This window comes from Hymenobacter setariae (assembly GCF_007713685.1).
GTDB lineage: Bacteria > Bacteroidota > Bacteroidia > Cytophagales > Hymenobacteraceae > Hymenobacter > Hymenobacter setariae.
This window is the reverse complement of record NZ_VMRJ01000002.1, coordinates 868,533-886,944: the sequence shown is the minus strand read 5'-3', so window position 1 is coordinate 886,944 and position 18,412 is coordinate 868,533. Positions and strand designations below refer to the sequence as shown.

Annotated in this window: 16 protein-coding genes and 1 tRNA gene; 11 read left to right on the top strand and 6 right to left on the bottom strand. The window is 57.7% G+C overall.

The genetic code is table 11. From position 1 onward, the window contains the following. The first annotated feature begins 52 nt into the window (after positions 1–52). A complete protein-coding gene (locus FNT36_RS10140) occupies positions 53–652 on the top strand; it encodes a DUF4202 domain-containing protein (protein WP_144847067.1) in 600 nt (199 codons plus the stop codon). Here FNT36_RS10140 and cobA read toward each other — a convergent pair. After that, positions 649–1,383: a uroporphyrinogen-III C-methyltransferase gene (gene cobA / locus FNT36_RS10135; protein ID WP_144847065.1), complete on the bottom strand. Its 735-nt coding sequence runs from the start codon at positions 1,381–1,383 to the stop codon at positions 649–651. The genes FNT36_RS10140 and cobA overlap by 4 nt on opposite strands. A 71-nt stretch (positions 1,384–1,454) precedes the next feature. Between cobA and FNT36_RS10130 the strand changes: the two genes are divergently transcribed. Then, positions 1,455–2,141, top strand: a complete 687-nt coding sequence (locus FNT36_RS10130; RefSeq protein WP_144847063.1) for a precorrin-2 dehydrogenase/sirohydrochlorin ferrochelatase family protein — start codon at positions 1,455–1,457, stop codon at positions 2,139–2,141. A gap of 20 nt (positions 2,142–2,161) precedes the next feature. On the opposite strand, the gene gpmA is transcribed toward FNT36_RS10130, so the two are convergent. After that, the gene (gpmA, locus tag FNT36_RS10125; protein ID WP_144847061.1) at positions 2,162–2,851 is read right to left on the bottom strand and encodes a 2,3-diphosphoglycerate-dependent phosphoglycerate mutase; all 690 of its coding nucleotides are present in this window, start codon (positions 2,849–2,851) and stop codon (positions 2,162–2,164) included. Between the two features lie 143 nt (positions 2,852–2,994). Between gpmA and FNT36_RS10120 the strand changes: the two genes are divergently transcribed. The 3 genes from FNT36_RS10120 (at position 2,995) to FNT36_RS10110 (ending at position 5,652) form a co-directional block, all read left to right on the top strand. Beyond that, a complete protein-coding gene (locus FNT36_RS10120) occupies positions 2,995–3,537 on the top strand; it encodes a hypothetical protein (protein WP_233635821.1) in 543 nt (180 codons plus the stop codon). 19 nt (positions 3,538–3,556) lie between these two features. After that, complete coding sequence (rpsA, locus tag FNT36_RS10115; protein WP_144847059.1) at positions 3,557–5,452, top strand: 30S ribosomal protein S1; 1,896 nt, start codon at positions 3,557–3,559, stop codon at positions 5,450–5,452. Positions 5,453–5,581: 129 nt separating this feature from the next. Continuing rightward, positions 5,582–5,652, top strand: a tRNA-Cys gene (locus tag FNT36_RS10110). Between the two features lie 77 nt (positions 5,653–5,729). On the opposite strand, the gene FNT36_RS10105 is transcribed toward FNT36_RS10110, so the two are convergent. Next, complete coding sequence (locus tag FNT36_RS10105; protein WP_233635820.1) at positions 5,730–6,875, bottom strand: acyltransferase family protein; 1,146 nt, start codon at positions 6,873–6,875, stop codon at positions 5,730–5,732. Positions 6,876–7,104: 229 nt separating this feature from the next. Here FNT36_RS10105 and cphA point away from each other — a divergent pair, with 229 nt between their 5' ends. Genes cphA through FNT36_RS10085 form a run of 4 tightly spaced genes read left to right on the top strand, consistent with a single transcriptional unit; the run spans position 7,105 to position 12,725 of the window. After that, positions 7,105–9,771, top strand: coding sequence for a cyanophycin synthetase (cphA, locus tag FNT36_RS10100; RefSeq protein ID WP_144847055.1), 2,667 nt, complete (start codon positions 7,105–7,107; stop codon positions 9,769–9,771). A gap of 14 nt (positions 9,772–9,785) precedes the next feature. Further along, positions 9,786–11,600, top strand: coding sequence for a DUF885 domain-containing protein (locus FNT36_RS10095; protein ID WP_144847053.1), 1,815 nt, complete (start codon positions 9,786–9,788; stop codon positions 11,598–11,600). Between the two features lie 59 nt (positions 11,601–11,659). Continuing rightward, positions 11,660–12,073, top strand: coding sequence for a DoxX family protein (locus FNT36_RS10090; RefSeq protein WP_144847051.1), 414 nt, complete (start codon positions 11,660–11,662; stop codon positions 12,071–12,073). Between the two features lie 19 nt (positions 12,074–12,092). After that, the gene (locus FNT36_RS10085; protein WP_144847049.1) at positions 12,093–12,725 is read left to right on the top strand and encodes a flavin reductase family protein; all 633 of its coding nucleotides are present in this window, start codon (positions 12,093–12,095) and stop codon (positions 12,723–12,725) included. An 82-nt stretch (positions 12,726–12,807) separates the two neighbouring features. On the opposite strand, the gene FNT36_RS10080 is transcribed toward FNT36_RS10085, so the two are convergent. Further along, a complete protein-coding gene (locus FNT36_RS10080; RefSeq protein ID WP_233635819.1) occupies positions 12,808–13,830 on the bottom strand; it encodes an MBL fold metallo-hydrolase in 1,023 nt (340 codons plus the stop codon). 195 nt (positions 13,831–14,025) lie between these two features. Continuing rightward, positions 14,026–14,388 carry a hypothetical protein gene (locus tag FNT36_RS10075; RefSeq protein ID WP_144847047.1) on the bottom strand — a complete coding sequence of 121 codons (363 nt, stop codon included), beginning with the start codon at positions 14,386–14,388 and terminating at the stop codon, positions 14,026–14,028. 137 nt (positions 14,389–14,525) lie between these two features. Here FNT36_RS10075 and FNT36_RS10070 point away from each other — a divergent pair, with 137 nt between their 5' ends. Continuing rightward, positions 14,526–15,647 (top strand): esterase/lipase family protein, encoded by a 1,122-nt coding sequence (locus FNT36_RS10070; protein ID WP_144847045.1) that lies wholly within the window; start codon positions 14,526–14,528, stop codon positions 15,645–15,647. Between the two features lie 75 nt (positions 15,648–15,722). On the opposite strand, the gene FNT36_RS10065 is transcribed toward FNT36_RS10070, so the two are convergent. Beyond that, complete coding sequence (locus FNT36_RS10065; RefSeq protein ID WP_144847043.1) at positions 15,723–16,973, bottom strand: TPM domain-containing protein; 1,251 nt, start codon at positions 16,971–16,973, stop codon at positions 15,723–15,725. 291 nt (positions 16,974–17,264) lie between these two features. On the opposite strand from FNT36_RS10065, the gene FNT36_RS10060 reads away from it, so the two are divergent. After that, complete coding sequence (locus tag FNT36_RS10060; RefSeq protein WP_144847041.1) at positions 17,265–18,380, top strand: catalase family protein; 1,116 nt, start codon at positions 17,265–17,267, stop codon at positions 18,378–18,380. Positions 18,381–18,412: the final 32 nt, after the last annotated feature.

The following is an 18,412-nucleotide window of genomic DNA, read 5'->3' as shown; positions in this document are numbered from 1 at the left end:
GCTATTTTGCGGCCTCCGAAGCAGGCCTATACGGCCCGGCTCTATCCTTGCTATGCTTGCCAATCCCGACCAGTTCGCCGAAGCCATCCGTCTATTTGACGCTGCTAATAGCGAAGACCCGAACCTCGAAAACAGCGACGATGGCCGGCCCATTGCCAAAGAGCTGCTATATGCTCAGCGTATGACAGCGTGCCTAGCTCGGGTGGCCCCCAATGCACCCGAGGCCGTGCAATTGGCTGCCCGCTGCCAGCATATTCGGCGCTGGAGCATTCCTAGGGCCGACTTTCCAATGACGCGCCCCGGCTACCACCAATGGCGCAATACGCTTAAAAAGTATCATGCCGAGCTGGCCGGCCAGCTCATGGCCCAAGCCGGCTACGGCCCCGAGCCTATTGAGCGCGTGCAGCAGCTGGTGCAGAAGGTGCGCCTCAAAGATGACCCAGAAGTACAGTTGCTCGAAGATGTTATCTGCCTAGTATTTCTAGAGTACTATTTTTTACCCTTCGCCGCACAGCATCCCGAAGACAAGGTGATGGAGATAGTGCAGAAAACATGGCCTAAGATGACCGAGCGCGGCCATGCGCTAGCCTTACAGCTGCCCTTCTCACCCGAAGCGCATGCGTTAATAACCAAGGCCCTAGGAATGGCCTAGCCGTTTCGCTCAATAGCTACGACATCGCCGATAAAAATGATAGCCGGATACGTAATGCCCGCCGCTGCTACCAAGTCTGGCAGGTCTTGTACGGGCCCGGCCACCATTTTGCGCTGCGGCAGCGAAGCGTGCATGACCACAGCGGCGGGCGTAGCGCCGCGGCCTTCTTGTGCATAAGTCGCCGCTATCTGAGGCAGTTTTTTCATGCCCATGTAGATAACTACCGTTGCATTGCTTTGCATGGCCAGGCGCAGGTCAGCCGACAGTGAACCGTCTTTTTTAGTGCCAGTCAATACCCAGAAGCCCTCGCTCACGATGCGGTGCGTCAGCGGAATATCTTCGAAGCCCACAGCTTGCATGCTTGAAATACCCGGCACGTAGTGCGCTGCAATACCGTGGCTACGAGCAAACAGCATCTCCTCAAAGCCCCGGCCGAAAATGAATGGGTCGCCTCCCTTTAAGCGGATAACGCGGCCTTTAGTCAGCGCCTTCTCTTTGATTAAGGCGTGAATAACCTCCTGGGGGGTGTACTCACCATAAGGCTTTTTACCCACGTAGATGCACTCACAGGCAGTAGGCACCAGCGTTAACAATTCTTGGTTGGCAAGATTGTCGTAGAGCACCACATTGGCCGTTTGCAGAATGCGGTAGGCTTTGAGCGTCAGCAGCTCGGGGTCGCCGGGACCGGCGCCTACTACGTACAACTCAGGAATAATTTGGGAGCGAGCCATGAAACAAAAAGTGGCGCAAAGAACTACGTCAACAGCGACTATCCGCTTTTTGGTTGGCCGCTTTCTATAGTATGTCCGACCAAAATCCTCTTTTTCCGGCCTTTTTGAAGCTCGAAAACCTATGCGTACTGCTCGTGGGGGGCGGCAACGTGGGCCTAGAAAAGCTCACCGCCATCCTGCGCAACAGCCCCGAAACGGCCGTAACTGTGGTTAGCATCACCATGCTAGATGAGTTGCGGGAGCTTGCTGCCCGGCACCCCCGTGTGCAGCTAGTGGAGCGCGCCTACACCGAAGCCGACCTAGACGCGCACGATATCGTGTTTGCCGCCACCGACGACCCCGGGCTGCACCGCACCATTGTGGCCGCCGCCCGCCCGCGCCGCCTGCTCGTGAACGTGGCCGACACGCCAGACCTGTGCGATTTTTATTTATCGTCGGTCGTCGTGAAGGGCCAGCTCAAAGTGGCCGTGTCTACCAATGGCAAGTCGCCCACTGTGGGCAAGCGCCTGCGCGCCGTGCTCGAAGAAACGCTGCCTGAAGAGCTCGATGAAGTATTGGCGCAGATGACCGTTATCCGGGGCCGCCTAGCCGGCGACTTTGCCAATAAAGTAAAGTCGCTCAATGCCGTAACGGCCGAGCTGGCGGGCGGCAAAGCGTATGAGTCGCCGGCTACCAAGCGCTGGCGGCGCGTGGCTACCGGCTCGCTGCTGGCCGCTGGGGCGCTGCTCGTCAGCCGACTCACCCGCCGCCCCGAGTAACCTAAGTGCCGCCACCTGCCCTAGGTTAAGTAATAGTGCCTGATGCGGTTCAAGTTGTCATCGAGTTCGTACACCAACGGTACGCCGGTCGGAATTTCCAGCTTGGTCACTTCCTCATCCGTAAGGTTATCGATGTACTGCACCAGCGCCCGCAGGCTGTTGCCGTGAGCTGCCACCACTACCTTCTGCTGGTGGCGCATGGCCCGCACAATGCGCTCGGTCCAGAACGGCATTACCCGCTCCATGGTCGAGCTCAAGTTTTCGGTTAGTGGCAATTCGCGGTCGGTCAAGTGCTTATACCGAATATCGTGACCCGGAAAACGTGGGTCTTCGCGCGTGACGGCTGGCGGCAGGGCGTGCGGGTCGCGCCGCCATAGCTGCACCTGGTCGGCTCCGTACTTTTCGGCGGTTTCGGCTTTGTTTAGTCCTTGCAGCGCGCCGTAGAAGCGCTCATTGAGCCGCCACGACTTCTGAATCGGAATCCACATGCAGTCCATCTCATCAAGCACGTAGTCAAGCGTTTTGATGGCCCGCCGCAGCACCGACGTAAAGCCTTGGTCGAAGGTGTAGCCGTTCTTTTTCAGAATCTGCCCCGCTTGCCGCGCCTGCTGGCGGCCAGTATCGGTTAGGTCCACATCGGCCCAGCCAGTGAAGCGGTTTTCGAGATTCCACTGGCTTTCGCCGTGGCGGATAAGCACGAGTTTTTCCATATTGCTATGCTTAAAACGAGTAAAGCAGTAGCAAATACGGCTACCCCAGTGAACAGGTGGTGAGGCTGCTACTTCACAGCCTGATAATCCCTTCTTTTGCAGACGACACTCCTATTATCCACTGTGGCCAGTATGGCTATCTTATGCGAAAACCAACAATACAAACTGACTATTGGGAATTGCGCTCTGCTGAAGCGTCTCATGCCAAGTATGGCGACACGTTCTGGATTCCTGCCTTGGAAGCAAGGCAGACTATAGCGCGGGGGCAAGCGGCAAGGTTACTATTTGACATTGAAGTTGATAATGAGGGAGAAATAGATGTAGTAGGAGAGCGCATGTGGGTTATCGTTAAAGAGAAGATAGGTGATACCTATATCGGCATCCTGGATAATCAACCAGCCTGCTTAGACTTTGAAGATGCTTTCTATCTCCGCCTAGGAGCAGAAGTGCCCTTTTTGGCTGAGCACGTCATTGATATCGATACTCCACCACAAGACCACTCCGATTGGCAGCTTAGCCTTGAGACTGAGCGAATCTTGCCCCGTTTAGAATCTGCTTGCCCACTTGCTAAACTCACTGAAAATCCGTACCTTTGCGGCCCTGTCAAGGCGGCAGGTCGGAAGGTTTTTCTTCCGGAACCCACTCAAAATGCGCTCCACTCTAGGTTCCGGTGTGGCGTTCAGTAGCTTAGGAACCTGCTAGTACATGGCAGAATTGGTTGACGATTTCGACTGGGACAATGTCGGAGCCAGCGGCTTTGGTGGTAACTACAACCCCGAGCAGCGCGCCGAGCTGGAAAAGCTTTACGGCGACACCCTCACCACCGTACAGGAGGAAGAGGTAATTAAAGGCACCGTGGTAGGTATCACCGACCGCGATGTTATCCTGAACATCGGCTTCAAATCGGATGGCCTCGTGCCACTGAGCGAATTCCGTGACCTGCCTGAGCTCAAAGTGGGCGACGAGGTTGACGTATTCATCGAAGACCAGGAGGATGCAAACGGCCAGCTCATCCTGAGCCGTAAGAAAGCTAAAATCAAGCAGGCCTGGAACGCTATTTACGCGGCTCTGGAGAATGATACCGTGCTGGAAGGCGTGGTGAAGCGCCGCACCAAAGGCGGCCTCATCATGGAGATGGATGGCGTTGAAGCCTTCCTCCCCGGCTCGCAGATTGACGTGAAACCCATCCGCGACTTCGACATTTATGTTGGTCGCCGCATGGAAGTGAAAGTGGTGAAAATCAACGCCGCTTTCGACAACGTGGTTGTATCGCACAAAGTCCTCATCGAGAAGGACCTCGAGCAGCAGCGCGAAGCCATCCTGAACAACCTCGAAAAAGGTCAGATTCTGGAAGGCAACATCAAGAACATGACCAATTTCGGCGTGTTCATCGACCTCGGCGGTGTCGATGGTCTGCTGCACATCACGGACATTTCGTGGGGCCGCATCGCTCACCCGAGCGAAGCACTGCAGCTCGACCAGAAACTCAACGTGGTTGTGTTGGACTTCGACGAAGCCAAGAAGCGTATTTCGCTGGGCTTGAAGCAGCTGACGCCTCACCCATGGGATTCGCTGCCAGCCGACCTAGGTCCTGGCTCGCGTGTTCAGGGCCGCATCGTGAACGTAGCCGACTACGGCGCATTCATGGAAGTGGTACCGGGCGTTGAAGGCCTCATCCACGTATCGGAAATGAGCTGGAGCCAGCACCTGCGCAACCCGCAGGACTTCATCAAGCAGGGCGACACGGTAGAGGCAGTAGTACTGACCCTCGACCGCGAAGACCGCAAGATGAGCCTCGGCATCAAGCAACTGACCGAAGACCCGTGGACCCGCGGCGACTTCGCTGAGAAGTTTGCCGTAGGCACCAAGCACAGCGGCGCTGTACGTAACCTGACCAACTTCGGCCTGTTCGTAGAACTGGAAGAGGGTGTAGACGGCCTCGTGCACGTATCGGACCTGTCGTGGACCAAGAAAATTAAGCACCCTTCGGAGGTGGTTAAAGTTGGCGACAAGCTCGACGTAGTAGTACTGGAGCTTGACATGCCCGCTCGCCGCCTGGCCCTAGGTGTGAAGCAGCTGGAGGAAAACCCTTGGGATACCTTCCAGACGGTATTCACCCCCGGCTCGGTACACAAGGCTACCATCACCGAGAAGTCGGACCGTGGCGCAGTACTCGAGTTGCCTTACGGCATCGAGGGCTTCGCTTACCCCAAAGGCTTGGTGAAAGAGGATGGCTCGAACGCCGAAAACGGCGAGTCGCTCGACTTCCGCGTTACCGAGTTCTCGAAAGATGACCGTCGCATCGTGCTGTCGCACACTGCGGTGTACAACAAAGAGGACGAGAGCAACCGCGCTTCGAACTCGAAGTTTGCGAAGAAAGCCCCCGCTGGCGGCGCTGCCCAAGGCGAAGGCAAACTGAGCGACCTCAAGAAGCCGGCTGAGAAGAACACCCTAGGTGACCTCGACGCCCTGAGCGCCCTGCGCGACCAGCTTGCTGGTGCCGAGCGCCAGGCTGGCGAAGACCGCCTGAAGGCTCGCGCCGAAGCTGGCACCCCGCTGGCTGGCAACTCGCCCGACAACGCTGAAATTCAAGGTTCGTAAGTTTTTGAATTAAGGTAAATAAGAAGCCCCGGGCGAAAGGCCGGGGCTTTTTTTATGTAAGTATTTACAGCATTTAGGCGGGTAATTTTGGCAGTGTGGTCTTTTTTCGTACCTTTGCCCGCCCAAGCCGGTAACGTGACCGAGTGGCTAGGTAGAGGTCTGCAAAACCTCCTACGGCGGTTCGAATCCGCCCGTTACCTCAACCAAACACCCAAACCCCCAAGAAGCTAGCTGCTTCTTGGGGGTTTGTTTTTTATCTCGTGCCCTACGATAGCACCTAGGACCTACGAGGCACTAGCCTCCTGTACAACGGGCGCTCGATGCCCTTGTAAAGCGCAATAGCAAGGATATTGGCGATAATAAATCTTGCTAATAAGTTGGTGGTGATATGAAATTTGAGAAACTCATCGATAACACCGATGTGAATCAGATAAAGAGCATAGCTAGCCTTACCAAATAAGTCAAACATGCGGCTGCCGAGTAGGCCGCGCAGCCTACTTGGCTCATGTATCAGGCCATAAAGCACTAGGCATATACCTGGCACAAGCAACACGTTATTTAAGAAAATACGGACCCAGTCGGTAAAATCAGGGCCCCAAGGCAGTGTGTGCACTAGCGCGGGTAGTGCGCGCATTGTCAGCAGCAGCCCAATGCAGGTCGCCACCCATATAATGCCCCAGGTTGTGCAAGAGATACGCTTGGCAAGCCAACTTAAAACGGCCGCATTTCGCAGCACTAACAGACCCAAGGTTATACCGCCTAGAAATTCAAAGCAACGCCCGAAGAAGGTAGCGGACATCATGTATTTGTAACCGATAAAAAACCCAAACGGATGCCAAGAGGTAGGCAACGCAACTAGACCGCAGCCGATAGCTACCAATCCCACGGTATACAGTGGCAGGCGAGCGAGCCTATGCGCTAGGCCTAGTACCAGAAACGGAGCCACTAGATAAAAGAACTCTTCCACCGTCAGGGTCCACCCGGTACTAATACCAGTAAACCGAAAATCTGCAAACCAGCTTCGTAGCAGTGTTAGGTTCATACCGATTATCAAAACTCTGCCGGAGGCACTAGATATCGTGTACAACCCTTCGGTATCGTACCGCGGCACTAGTTGCTGAACCGTGAAAAACAGACAGGTAAGTAGAAAATAGAGTGGATAGATGCGAGCAAAACGTCGAAGCACGTACTCACGAAACCACCGCCAGGACAGTTCAATTTGGCCGCCGTAGCGCACACAAATTAGAAAGCCGCTAAGCACAAAAAAGAGGGTAACACCCACGTGAAACTCACTGACGATGCGGTCAGCTAGCCCATCTGGAGCAAATGGGTTGGTATGATAAAAGAATATCAGCCAAGCAGCTATGGCACGTAGGCCAGTTAATGCTGGAAAATAAGGCTTCGCTGCAGTAGCTGCAGGCAAGCAAGTAGTTGTAGGCAACATCAAAACTAATTAGGTGCCCCAAAATACAGCCGCCTGGCTCAGCACTCTTGAGCAGCTTACTTTTATGCTTCCCAGGGTGGTATCGTCGCTACGATAGCTACTGGTGCCTATTCATCGCACTTTTTGCGTATACGGCGCGCCATCACCGCATGGTGCCTACATTGCCAATCCGCTGGCCCGGCCGGCAGCTTACCTCTGACTTGCTTATATGAAGATTATTGACCTGCGCACGATGCGCGGCCCGAGCTACTGGTCGGTGAAGCACTTCCGATTGATTGTGTGTAAAGTTGATTTGGGAGAGCTTGCCGGTGAGTGGAGCAACACCCTCGATGGTTTTGCCGAGCGCCTCACTGCCCTGCTGCCCCAACTCGGCCAGCCACATGCGCCGGGCCGCCACTCCAGTAAGCAGCTAGCCAAGCACCCACCTCTTACCCAGGAGCAGCTAGCCGATGGCGAGCCCCTAGGGCACGTTATTCAGCATGTAGCGCTGGAGCTGCAGCGCCAGGCTGGCATGCCCGTGTTTTGGGGCAAAAGCTACCCGGCCCGCGAAGATGGCGTGGAATACGTGGTATTTGCCTATCAGGAAGAACGGGCCGGCCGCTACGCCGCCCAGGCCGCCGTGGAGCTAGTAGAGGCTGTGGCCAAGGGCGAAGCCTTTGACCTAAAACCGGTTATTGACGAACTGCACGACATTCGGGAAGAGGAGTTTTTCGGGCCCAGCACTTGGAGCATCGTGGCTGAGGCGGCCTCGCGCAACATTCCGTACATCCAGCTCAAGAACAGCAACATCATTCAGCTCGGCTACGGCGTAAACCAGCGGCGCATCTGGGCTACGACCACCAACCTGACCTCGCACGCGAGCGTGGAGGTAGCCGGCAATAAGAACCGCACTAAGGCCATGCTAGCCGATGGTGGCGTGCCCGTGCCCCGCGGCACCACGGTGTACTCGGAAGATGGCCTACGCGACGCTATTGAAGAATTAGGTTTCCCCATCGTGACCAAGCCGCTCGACGGTAACCACGGCAAGGGCGCTACCATTCGCATCACCAACTGGGAAGATGCAGTAGAAGGCCTGAAAGCGGCTAAGGCCTACTCACGTGCCGTGATAGTGGAGCAGTATGTGCAGGGCGACGACTACCGCCTGCTGGTGGTGAATGGCAAGCTCATCGCGGCGGCCAAGCGCACGCCCGCCGCCGTGACCGGCGATGGGGAGCGCACCATTCAGCAACTCATTGATAAGGTAAATGAGGACCCACGCCGTGGTGTGGGACACGAAAAAGTGCTTACGTCTATCAAGGCCGACCAGCACACGCTAGATATCTTGAAGGGCAAGGAACTGACCCTAGAGTCGGTGCTGCCGGCCGGCGAAACGCTATACCTCAAGAGCACCGCTAACATCAGCACCGGTGGCACGGCTACCGACGTGACCGACCTCATTCATCCCTATAACCTGCTGCTGGCCGAGCGCGTGGCGGGCATTATAGGGCTAGATATCTGTGGCATCGACTTGCTGACCAGTGATATTGCCATCCCGCTAAATGAGACGCGCGGCGCGGTGATAGAAGTAAATGCGGCCCCTGGCTTCCGCATGCACATTGCGCCTACTGATGGGCTGCCGCGCAACGTGGCCGCGCCGGTTATTGACATGCTCTTTCCGGCTGGCTCCACGGCGCGCATTCCGATTATTGCCATCACGGGCACCAACGGCAAGACGACCACCACGCGCCTCATTGCGCACCTAGTGGCTAGCACGGGCTACAAGGTTGGCTTCACGACTACCGACGGTATTTATATCCAAGGCGTGCAGCTGCAAAAGGGTGACTGCACGGGCGGGCAGAGTGCCGAGTTTGTGCTGCGCGACCCCACTGTGAACTACGCGGTGCTCGAAACGGCGCGTGGCGGCATGCTGCGCTCGGGCCTGGGTTTCCACAGCTGCGACATCGCGGTGGTGACCAACGTGGCCGCCGACCACCTAGGGCTGCGCGACATCTACACCGTAGAGGAAATGGCGGCTGTGAAGAGCGTGGTGCCCCGCACCGTGCCCAAGCACGGCTGGGCGGTGCTCAATGCCGACGACGACTTGGTCTATGACATGGGCCGCACGCTCGATTGCAAGGTGGCGTACTTCTCGATGAACGAGAACAACCCGCGTATTCAGGAGCACGTGGAAGCTGGCGGCGTGGCGGCGGTGTACGAAGAAGGCTACGTTACGATTTACAAGAACTCCTACAAGCTGCGTATCGACCGGGCCATGGAGTTTCCGGTGACCCTAGGGGGCCGCGCTACTTTCAACATCGAAAACGCGCTGGCCGCTGCGCTGGCGGGCTACCTGGCAGGCTTCGACAAGGACGCGATTAAGACAGCATTCCGCACATTCGTGCCCTCGGCGACTAAGACGCCGGGCCGTATGAATAGCTACAAGTTTCCGCGCTTTGAGGTCATTGTGGACTACGCCCACAACACGGCGGGCATCACCCGCTTTGCCGAGTTCATGGAAGCCACGCCAGCCACCCGCAAAATCGGCGTGGTGAGCGGCCTCGGCGACCGGCGCGACGAAGACACCCTAGGCTTTGCCCGCGTGGCAGGGCGCATCTTCGACGAGATTGTCTTGCGCCAAGACCGGGATTTACGTGGCAAGTCGGCTGAGTTTCTACAAGAGATAATGACGCGCGGCCTGCGCCTCGATAAGCCCGAAGTGCCCATCACCTACATCGAAAACGAGATGGACGCCATCGACCACGTGCTGGCAACCGCGCCCGAAGGCTCGGTGGTGGTGCTGCTAACCGAGAACATCGCCGGCACGCTCAAGAAGCTCGATGAGTTTGAGGCCAACCTAGGGAAAGACGCGGGCACCGCCTTGTCTTATCAGATTTAATTTTCTTTCCTTCTATGAAATACTTCGCGCAGATGGCGGTGGCCGCCGCGGCCTTGTGGCTAGCGGGCTGCCAGTCATCTACCTCGTCTGATAAAAGCGGCCAGGAAGCCACGGCCAGCGCCAGCGGCGACAAAGACCTCTCCGCATTATTTGACAGCTACTGGGAAAAGAATTCGCAGCTGTTTCCGCTCGATGCCACGGCCTACGGCGATAATCGCTACAACGACCAGCTGCCCAACAACCAGACGCGTGCCTTCCGCGACACGCTGCGCAATTTTTACCGAGGCTACCTCACGCGGCTGGAGAAATTTGACCGTGAGAAGCTTGATGCCAACGATAAAATCAGCTACGACATCTTTCAGTATGAGATGAACCACGGGCTGGCGGGCCTCAAGCTGAATAGCTGGATGATACCGGCTAACCAGTTTTACGGGCTGCCTATCACCCTAGGGCAGTACGGCTCGGGCCAGGGCGTGCAGCCCTTCAAGACGGTGCAGGACTACGACAACTGGCTGGGGCGCGTACACGGCTTCACAGCCTGGACCGATTCGGCCATTGCCAACTTCCGCACTGGGATGAAGGCGGGCGTAGTGCTACCTAGGGCCTTGGTAGTACGTATAATTCCGCAGCTCACGGCCCAGGACATCATCGTGACGGACCCTACCAAGAGCCTGTACTACGGCCCGATAGCCAGCTTGCCCAAGGACTTTTCGGATGCCGACAAAACCCGCCTGACGGCGGCTTATAAAAAAGCCATCCTCACCGAGCTGGTACCCGCGTATAAAAAGCTCGGCACGTTTATGCAGACCGAATACCTGCCGAAGGCGCGTGCCACAAGCGGCATTGATGCGGTAAACGGTGGCAAGGAGATTTACGCCTATGAAGTAAAATACGCGACGACAACCGACAAGACGCCGGCCGAAATCTACCAGATTGGGCTAGCTGAGGTGGCGCGCATTCGGGCTTCGATGGAGCAGATTAAGGCGGAAGTTGGCTTCAAAGGCGACCTAAAAGCTTTCTTCAAGTACCTGAACACCGACCCTAAGTTTCGGCCTTTCAAGACGCAGCAGCAGGTGCTAGCCGCCTTCGAGGACATTCACCAGCGGATGCTGCCCAATTTGAAAACAATGTTTGGGCGCACGCCCAAAACGCCGTTTGAGATTCGCGAAACCGAGAAATTCCGCGAGGCGTCGGCGTCGGCCGAGTACAACCAGGGCTCGCCAGATGGCTCGCGGCCGGGTATTTTCTACGTGCCCATTCCCGATGCTACCAAATTTACCACGACCTCGGGCATGGAATCTCTGTTTTTGCACGAAGCCATTCCGGGCCACCATTACCAGATTTCGCTAACGCAGGAAAACACCAGCTTACCCAAGTTTCGGCGCTTTGGCTTCCAGACCGCCTACGTGGAGGGCTGGGCGCTGTATTGCGAAAGCCTAGGCACCGAGCTAGGCCTCTACAAAGACCCCTACCAGCGCATGGGCGCCATGGGCGATGAAATGCTGCGTGCCGTGCGCCTCGTCGTGGACACTGGCCTGCACTCGCGCCAGATGACGCGCGAGCAAGCAATTGCCTACATGCTTGACAACCTGAGCACCAGCCCCGACGAAGCCACCTCGGCCATTGAGCGCTACATGGCCATTCCGGGCCAAGCCCTAGGGTATAAAATTGGGCAGCTCAAGATTCGGGAGCTGCGCACCAAGTACGAGAAGCAGCTCGGCAGTAAGTTCAAGCTCAGTGACTTTCATGATGAGCTACTGAAAGATGGCTCGATGCCATTAGCCGTGCTCGAAAAGAAAATGGACGCCTGGGCGGCAAGTGTGAAGTAACGAGTTGTAACCATTTACTCGAAAGCGGCGAATCAGTAGGTTCGCCGCTTTCTTTTTGTATGAAACTCAACAACTTCGAGCTTGCCTTTGTGCTGGGACGCCTACTTCTAGGTCTCAATTTTCTGATGCATGGCCTCGTGCGCATCCCTAAGCTGGCCGTGTTTCGGGCGGGCATCGAAAAGGAATTTGCCGCGGCTCCACTGCCACCGGTCCTAGTGAGTTTGTTCGCCACTGCGCTGCCATTTGTGGAAGGCGCCATTGGGGCGCTGCTACTGGTGGGCCTGTTCACGCGGCCGGCGCTGATAGTTGCCATGCTCGTAATAATGAGCCTCGTATTTGGCAGCAGCCTACTCGAAAAGTGGACGCTCGTGGGCGACCAACTCGTGTACGGGCTCTATATCATTACGCTGGTGCTGCACTTGCAACGCAACCGCTTGTGCCTCGACGCAGTTACTCCTACGCCTACTACCTAGGGCGACCTCTCTCCTACTCATGCGCCACATCACCGCCGCCGACATTTCGGCCTTCGAGAAAATCTATCGCCTCAACCTCGTCAATGGGTTGCCCGGCTTCAAGCCTGCCAACCTGGTGGGCACGGCCTCGCCCGATGGCCAAACTAACCTTGCTATTTTCAGCTCGGTGCTGCACCTAGGGTCCGACCCGGCCGTGCTGGGCATGGTAACGCGGCCCAACACCGTGCCCCGCCACACTTACCAAAATATTAAGGATAACGACGGCTGCTTTACACTCAACCACGTGCCACTTAGCTTAGTGGCCCAGGCGCATTACACCTCAGCCAATTTCGACGATAAGGTATCGGAGTTTGAGGAATGTGGCTTTACTGCCGTGCACCGCGACGGCTTTCCGGCGCCCTACGTGGCCGAAAGCCCCCTCAGCATTGGGCTGCGGCTGCGCGAGGAGCATCCTATTTTCAACGGCACCGTGCTGCTGGTGGGCACTGTCGAGCATGTGTATTTGCGCGAAGAGGGCCTGCGCCCCGATGGCACGCTTGACTTAGTGACGCTAGGTGAAACCGCCATTTCGGGGCTCGATGGCTACCACGAAGTATTGCCGCCGCAGCGCTTCGGCTACGCCCGGCCGGGCCAGTTCCCGAAGGCTGAATAGCTACAAAAGGAGCTAAACCTCTACGGGTTTAGCTCCCTTTGTGTTTGAGGCTAAATATTAATTCAACCCAAAGCCCACCGGGCTAGGGGCGATACGCACGTGGGCGGGCTGGCCGGTCGCGGTACCAAGCGCGGTAAGGCTCTTTACGACGCTTTTTGCTGGCCAGCAGCAAACCTACGGCCGCTAGCACGGTGCCCGCTATGGCTAGGGTCTTGATGAGGGGGCTTACCAGGGGCGGCGGCACAGCGCGCACGCCGTCGGCATCGGCCACGGCGGGCTGGTGCACATAACGTCCTATTTTGGGCCGCGCTATGCTATTGAAATACACTGCTAAGTGCGCGAGTTGTTCGCGCAGCAGCTCGCCATACATCGGGATGCCGTGGCCGGTAGCCCCTACCTCGGGCACGAGGCTTACGAGCTGCGCTACTGACACGCGAGCCGAATTCCAATCGGGGGTGAAGTAGGCGGGTGGGCCGTGCACTTCCTGGTGCTGCGTGATGGTGGCAATGGCCGACTCACCCTTCACCGTAGTGAAGGCGTCGCCCGCTACCAGCACCCGCCCTTCCTCACGGAAAAACGACACATGGCCCGGCGTGTGGCCGGGCGTGTGTAGCCAGCGCCAGCCAGGTAGGCCGGGCACGCTGCCGTCTTCGGGCAGTGGGTGCACGCGGTCGCCTAGGTCGTAGGGGTGCTTCGGGTACACAAATGACATATAGGCCATGAGGCCCCCACCCACGGTAGGGTCGGGTGGCGGGTAGCCCGAGCGGCCCGTGAGGTAGGGCAGCTCTAGGGGGTGAGCATACACGGGCACATCGGGCCAGAGCTTCAGCAGCTCGTCGAGGCTGCCAGCATGGTCGAAGTGCGCGTGCGTCATTACGATAGCACTGGGCGCGTTAGCAGGGCCAAATGCCTCTTCGGCGTGCGCCTTAATTTTATCGGCCGAGCCGGGCAGGCCCGCATCGATGAGCACCCAGGGGCCGTGCGGCTGCTCAGGTACGGCGGCCGCGTAGTAGAGGTTGACAAATACGTCGCGCAGCGCGTGCAGGCCGGGCACCACTGGCATGAAGGCGGGTGTAGTGGCCCGCGAAGCATCATTGGAAAGCATAGACAGCAAGGGTGTGAAACATAAATTGCCTGGGCCAGTAGCCGCAGCAGATACGTAGCCTACGGCCAGCGGCCCCCTAGGGCTTTGTTTTGCCACCTAGTGACGAGGCTGCTACCGCCGTTTGGCTATATTGCCGACATACGTAAAACGCCCCCCGCCAGGCTGGCAGGGGGCGTTAAGGCGTCGCTAAAAATATTATTGGTTGCCGTCGGGGGCAGTGGCGTTGCTGGTGGGCTTCGCTTGGTCAGTGGTACCGAGCTGGCCATTGGCCGACTGAGGCGAGGCGCTGCTCTTGCCGGCCGGGGCCGACTGCTGCTGCTCTTCGGGGCTGGCCGTTTTCAAATCAGATGCCGAGCCTTTGCCGATGGGGGTACGCACATTCTGCACATAGTTGACGCTATCGCGGTTTACGTCGGCATTGGTGAAAGTAGGCGTGCCGTTGAAGCCGTGCTCAAACTGCGTGTTCACGCCGGGGCTGTATTTGTAGTCGCAGGCCGTGAGCAGCGCGGCCGAAGCACCTAGCAACAGCGCCAGGGCGGGGCGAAAAGAGAAGTTCATACAAAAAATAAAAGGAGTTGTTGGTGCAAAGATGCAGCCCGACTGCGTATAGACTTGGACGAGGCCGCCGGATTTTTGTTGCTGCTGGGTTGGCTTTGCCTGCGCTTTCGTTTGTCCATTCTTCCTGCTGCTTAACTATGGCCGCCTTTTTCTCGCCTTCTCCGCTGCGTCGGGCCCTAGGTACCCTCACGCAGGCGGCCCTGCTACCGGTGCGCGGCGCGGCGCTAGTGTTCCAGTCGGGGCGGGCGCACCAGCATTTTTTTCTGCCCGTGCTCAATGGGGCACTTGGCGACCAGCTAGCCGCGCGCCACGACCCACGCGCCATTGCCCTGAGCTTTCGGCGGGGCGGTCGCGACGTGGCGGTAGCTGACCTGGGCCTGAGCGAGCCGCACCAAAAAACGGTGGTGTTCGTGCACGGGCTCATGGGCGACGAGCTTATTTGGCAATCTGGCTTGGCCGAGGAGCCGGGCGGCCCACTGCGCTACGGCCCGCGCCTAGCGGCCGAGGCTGGCGTGCGGGTGCTCTACGTGCGCTACAACACGGGCCTGCACATCTCCGAAAATGGCCGCGGCTTGCACCAGTTGCTCGCTGACCTACACCACACCTACCCCGAGGCCCTAGGCGAGCTAGTGCTAGTGGGCCACAGCATGGGTGGGCTCGTCATTCGCTCGGCGGGGTACTACGCGAGCAAGTCGCAGGAAATACGAACCAAAGCCGGCGCCAGAAAGGCTAAATCAACTGAGGTGCCGCTGCCAACTACTCCTTCTTGGCTAGCGCACGTGCGCTCTATTTTCTTGCTGGGGGTGCCGCACGATGGCTCGTACTTAGAGCAAAACGGCCAGCTAGTAGAGCGTCTGCTTAAGCGCATCAATCTTTTGCCGACGCGCTTTGTGAGCAATGCCATAGCCCGCCGCTCCAATGGCATTAAGGACCTAGGGCAGGCTTTACTGGTGGATGAAGACTGGCAGCAGCCCGATGACCCCGCCCTACCCCGCCCGCGCACAGTAGTGCCCTTGCTACCTGGCGTGCGCTACCACGTGCTGGTGGGCGCCTGGCTGCGCGCCAATTTGCCCCGCGCCGTGCGCGATTACTTTGGCGATGGCCTAGTGGGCGCAGCCAGCGGCCAGGGTCAGCTCTTTGGCGATGAAACTGCCCTGCCGCCCGGCACTAGTGTGCGCACGGCGCGCTTTGGGCAGCAGCACCACGGGGGACTTTTGCGCCACCCCGAAGTGTATTACTACTTGCGCCAGTGGGTATAGCTTTCCCCCTAATATAAAAAAAGGCTCGTTTGCTTGGTGCAAACGAGCCTTTTTAATGCTACCTAGGGTGGTTACTTACCACGAGCCCTGGTTGTCGTCGGTGCTATCAAAGCCCCCGCCGCCAGTATCGCCTGATGACATATCATCATACGACCCGCTATCGCCGGAGAAATAGTCGCCCGAATTGTCCGAGCTATCGGTATCTGAGAAGTAGTCGGGGCCAGCATCGGTGCCGCTGTTGCTGGTGCCGAAGTAGTCGCTAGCCGCATTGGCAGGTGGCACGGCACCAGCTCCACCAAGGCCCGCGCCAGCAGAACCCGTGTCGAAGTTGTGCGCGGCGTTGCCGGAGTTATCATGACCTTCGGACATGCGGTTGCCTAGGTAGGCGCCAGCGGCCGCGGCGGCCCCAGTGGCCAGCATGCCACCAATGCCCGGGCCCGAGCTGGGCGCCTGGCCACCGTAGCCGCCTCCATAATTACCGCCCTGCGGATAGCCCTGGTTGCCCATAAAATTGGGCGTTTGGTTGCCAGCTGCCGGGCCGTTGCCCCGGAAGTTAGGCGTCGACGACTGTGCCGCCGTATTGTTGCTGTTTCGGCTAAACAAGCGCTTCACCAGCCAGATACCCCCACCAATCACGAGCGCCCCAATCAGTAGCGAGCCAATGCCCAGCCCGCCGCCCGAAGAGGTCGGCTCTGGAGTAGCCTCGGGGTACGAAGGGGTGGTAGCCGCTGGCTCGGTGCTAGCGGTATTCATGGCGTTGGGGGTAGTAGTGGCATCTGCAGCTGCCGCAGCGCCAGCAGAAGTAGCCGCTGCATCACCTTTACGCGGATTCGAGCTAGGGTTGGCCGCTAGCATCAAGGCACTTAGGCCCTTGCGCAGCCCGGCAAAGTAGTTGCCTTGCTTAAAGGCCGGGGCCATATCCTGGTTCATCACGCGCTGAGTCAGCTCGGGCGTAATGGCGTTGCGCAAGCCGGAGCCGGCTTCAATGCTCATTTTATGCTCCTTGCCCGATAGCAGCACCACAATGCCGTTGTTCTTATCGCGCTGGCCTACGCCCCAGGCGGTGCCTAGTTGGCGGGCATAGTCGGCCACGTTGGTGCCACCTAGCGAGGGCACCGTCACCACCACCACCTGCGTGCCGGTGTTGTCAGCGTACTTGCGCAGGCCGCTCTCAAGCTTTTTAGCATCGGCTGCCGATAGCAAGTTAGCTTGGTCTGTAACGAAAGTAAAGGGCTCGGGCCGGGCCGGAATGCCGTCGGCGGCCGCGGCCGGGCGCCCAAGCCCAACCGCTAGCACGAGCAGTAGAAAACTGAAAAATCGAGACATGGCGAAAGTGTGCTGAAAGAATGGAAAAGTTTCACTTTCCTTGTACGGCAGTTACCTGCCGAGGGCTGGCTTTTAGGTACACTCAGCTGTCAGCCTAAGCAACCTTGTCACTCCTAGGGTCTTCGGGCAGCCCGCCATCACCTAAGGTCACAGTTTGCGGCGTTTCTCGGGTGTATTACTTATTACTCCTTAAATGCTAACTGATTAAAGCCTATTAACCAACGTGCAACCTCATCCGTATTACTATCGCCGCACTCACCAATGGGGCGGTCGCTGCTTTTCCCATTCCTTATGCCCACCACGCCCACTACCTACGTTCGCTTCGCCGACGGCGTCGAAGAAATTCAACCTAATGAAGACCAGCTAGGCGACGAAACCGTGGCCTCGATGGCGCGAGTGGCCCGCCTTATGTTTGAGAAAAACCGCCACGCCATCCGCGATGCCCACGCCAAAAGCCACGGCATCTTGCGCGGCGAGCTACACGTGGCGCCCAATCTGCCCGAGCACTTGGCACAAGGCATGTTTAAAGAGGCCAAAACCTACCCGGTTATCATCCGCTTATCGACATCGCCGGGAGCCATTCAGCCTGATAGCCAACCAGCGGTGAAAGGCTTTGCGCTGAAAATCATTGGAGTAGAAGGCAAGAAGTTTTTACCTGAGGAAGCAGATGCCATCACCCAGGACTTTTTGATGGTAAATGATACCATCATTCCAACTGGTGATGTGAAAAGCTACCACGATATGCAGCTGCGCATTGAAAAGCTAGCCCACGGTCCCGAATTGCTGCAAACCGCTATCAACAAGGTGGGCGTGCTAGCCGATAAGGCCTTGGAGGTATTGGAAGATGTAGGCGGGCCTAAGAAGGAAGTGAATATGGTAGTGCAGGCGCATCCCAACAACCATATGCTGGGCGAAACCTACACCACACTTGGCGCCATCCGCTACGGCGACTATGTGGCCAAAGTAAGTGTAGCCCCCTTGTCAGAAAACCTTAAGGCGCTGGCGGGCAAAGAGGTGGACGTGAGTGAGCCAGGCGCGTACCGCGACCTAGTAGTTGATTTTTTCCGCACCCAAGGCGCCGAATACGAGTTGCGTGCTCAGCTCTGCACCGACCTGAAAACCATGCCCGTCGAAGATGCCTCCATCGACTGGCCCCAGGACCAGAGCCCCTACCAGACGCTGGGCAAAATCGTGCTGCCAGCGCAGGACGCCTTCAGCCCTGCTCGCCGCGTGTATGCCGATGATGTATTGTCTTTTAACCCCTTCCATTGCCTGCCCGAGCACTTGCCCCTAGGTAGCATCAACCGGGTGCGCATCAAAGCCTACGCTTCCTCAACCAAGTATCGCCACATGATGAACGCCACGGCCAAAGTAGAGCCTACCGACATTAGCCAGTTGCCCGACTAAAAACCCTTGAGCCTCAGTCTCGTATTCACAGT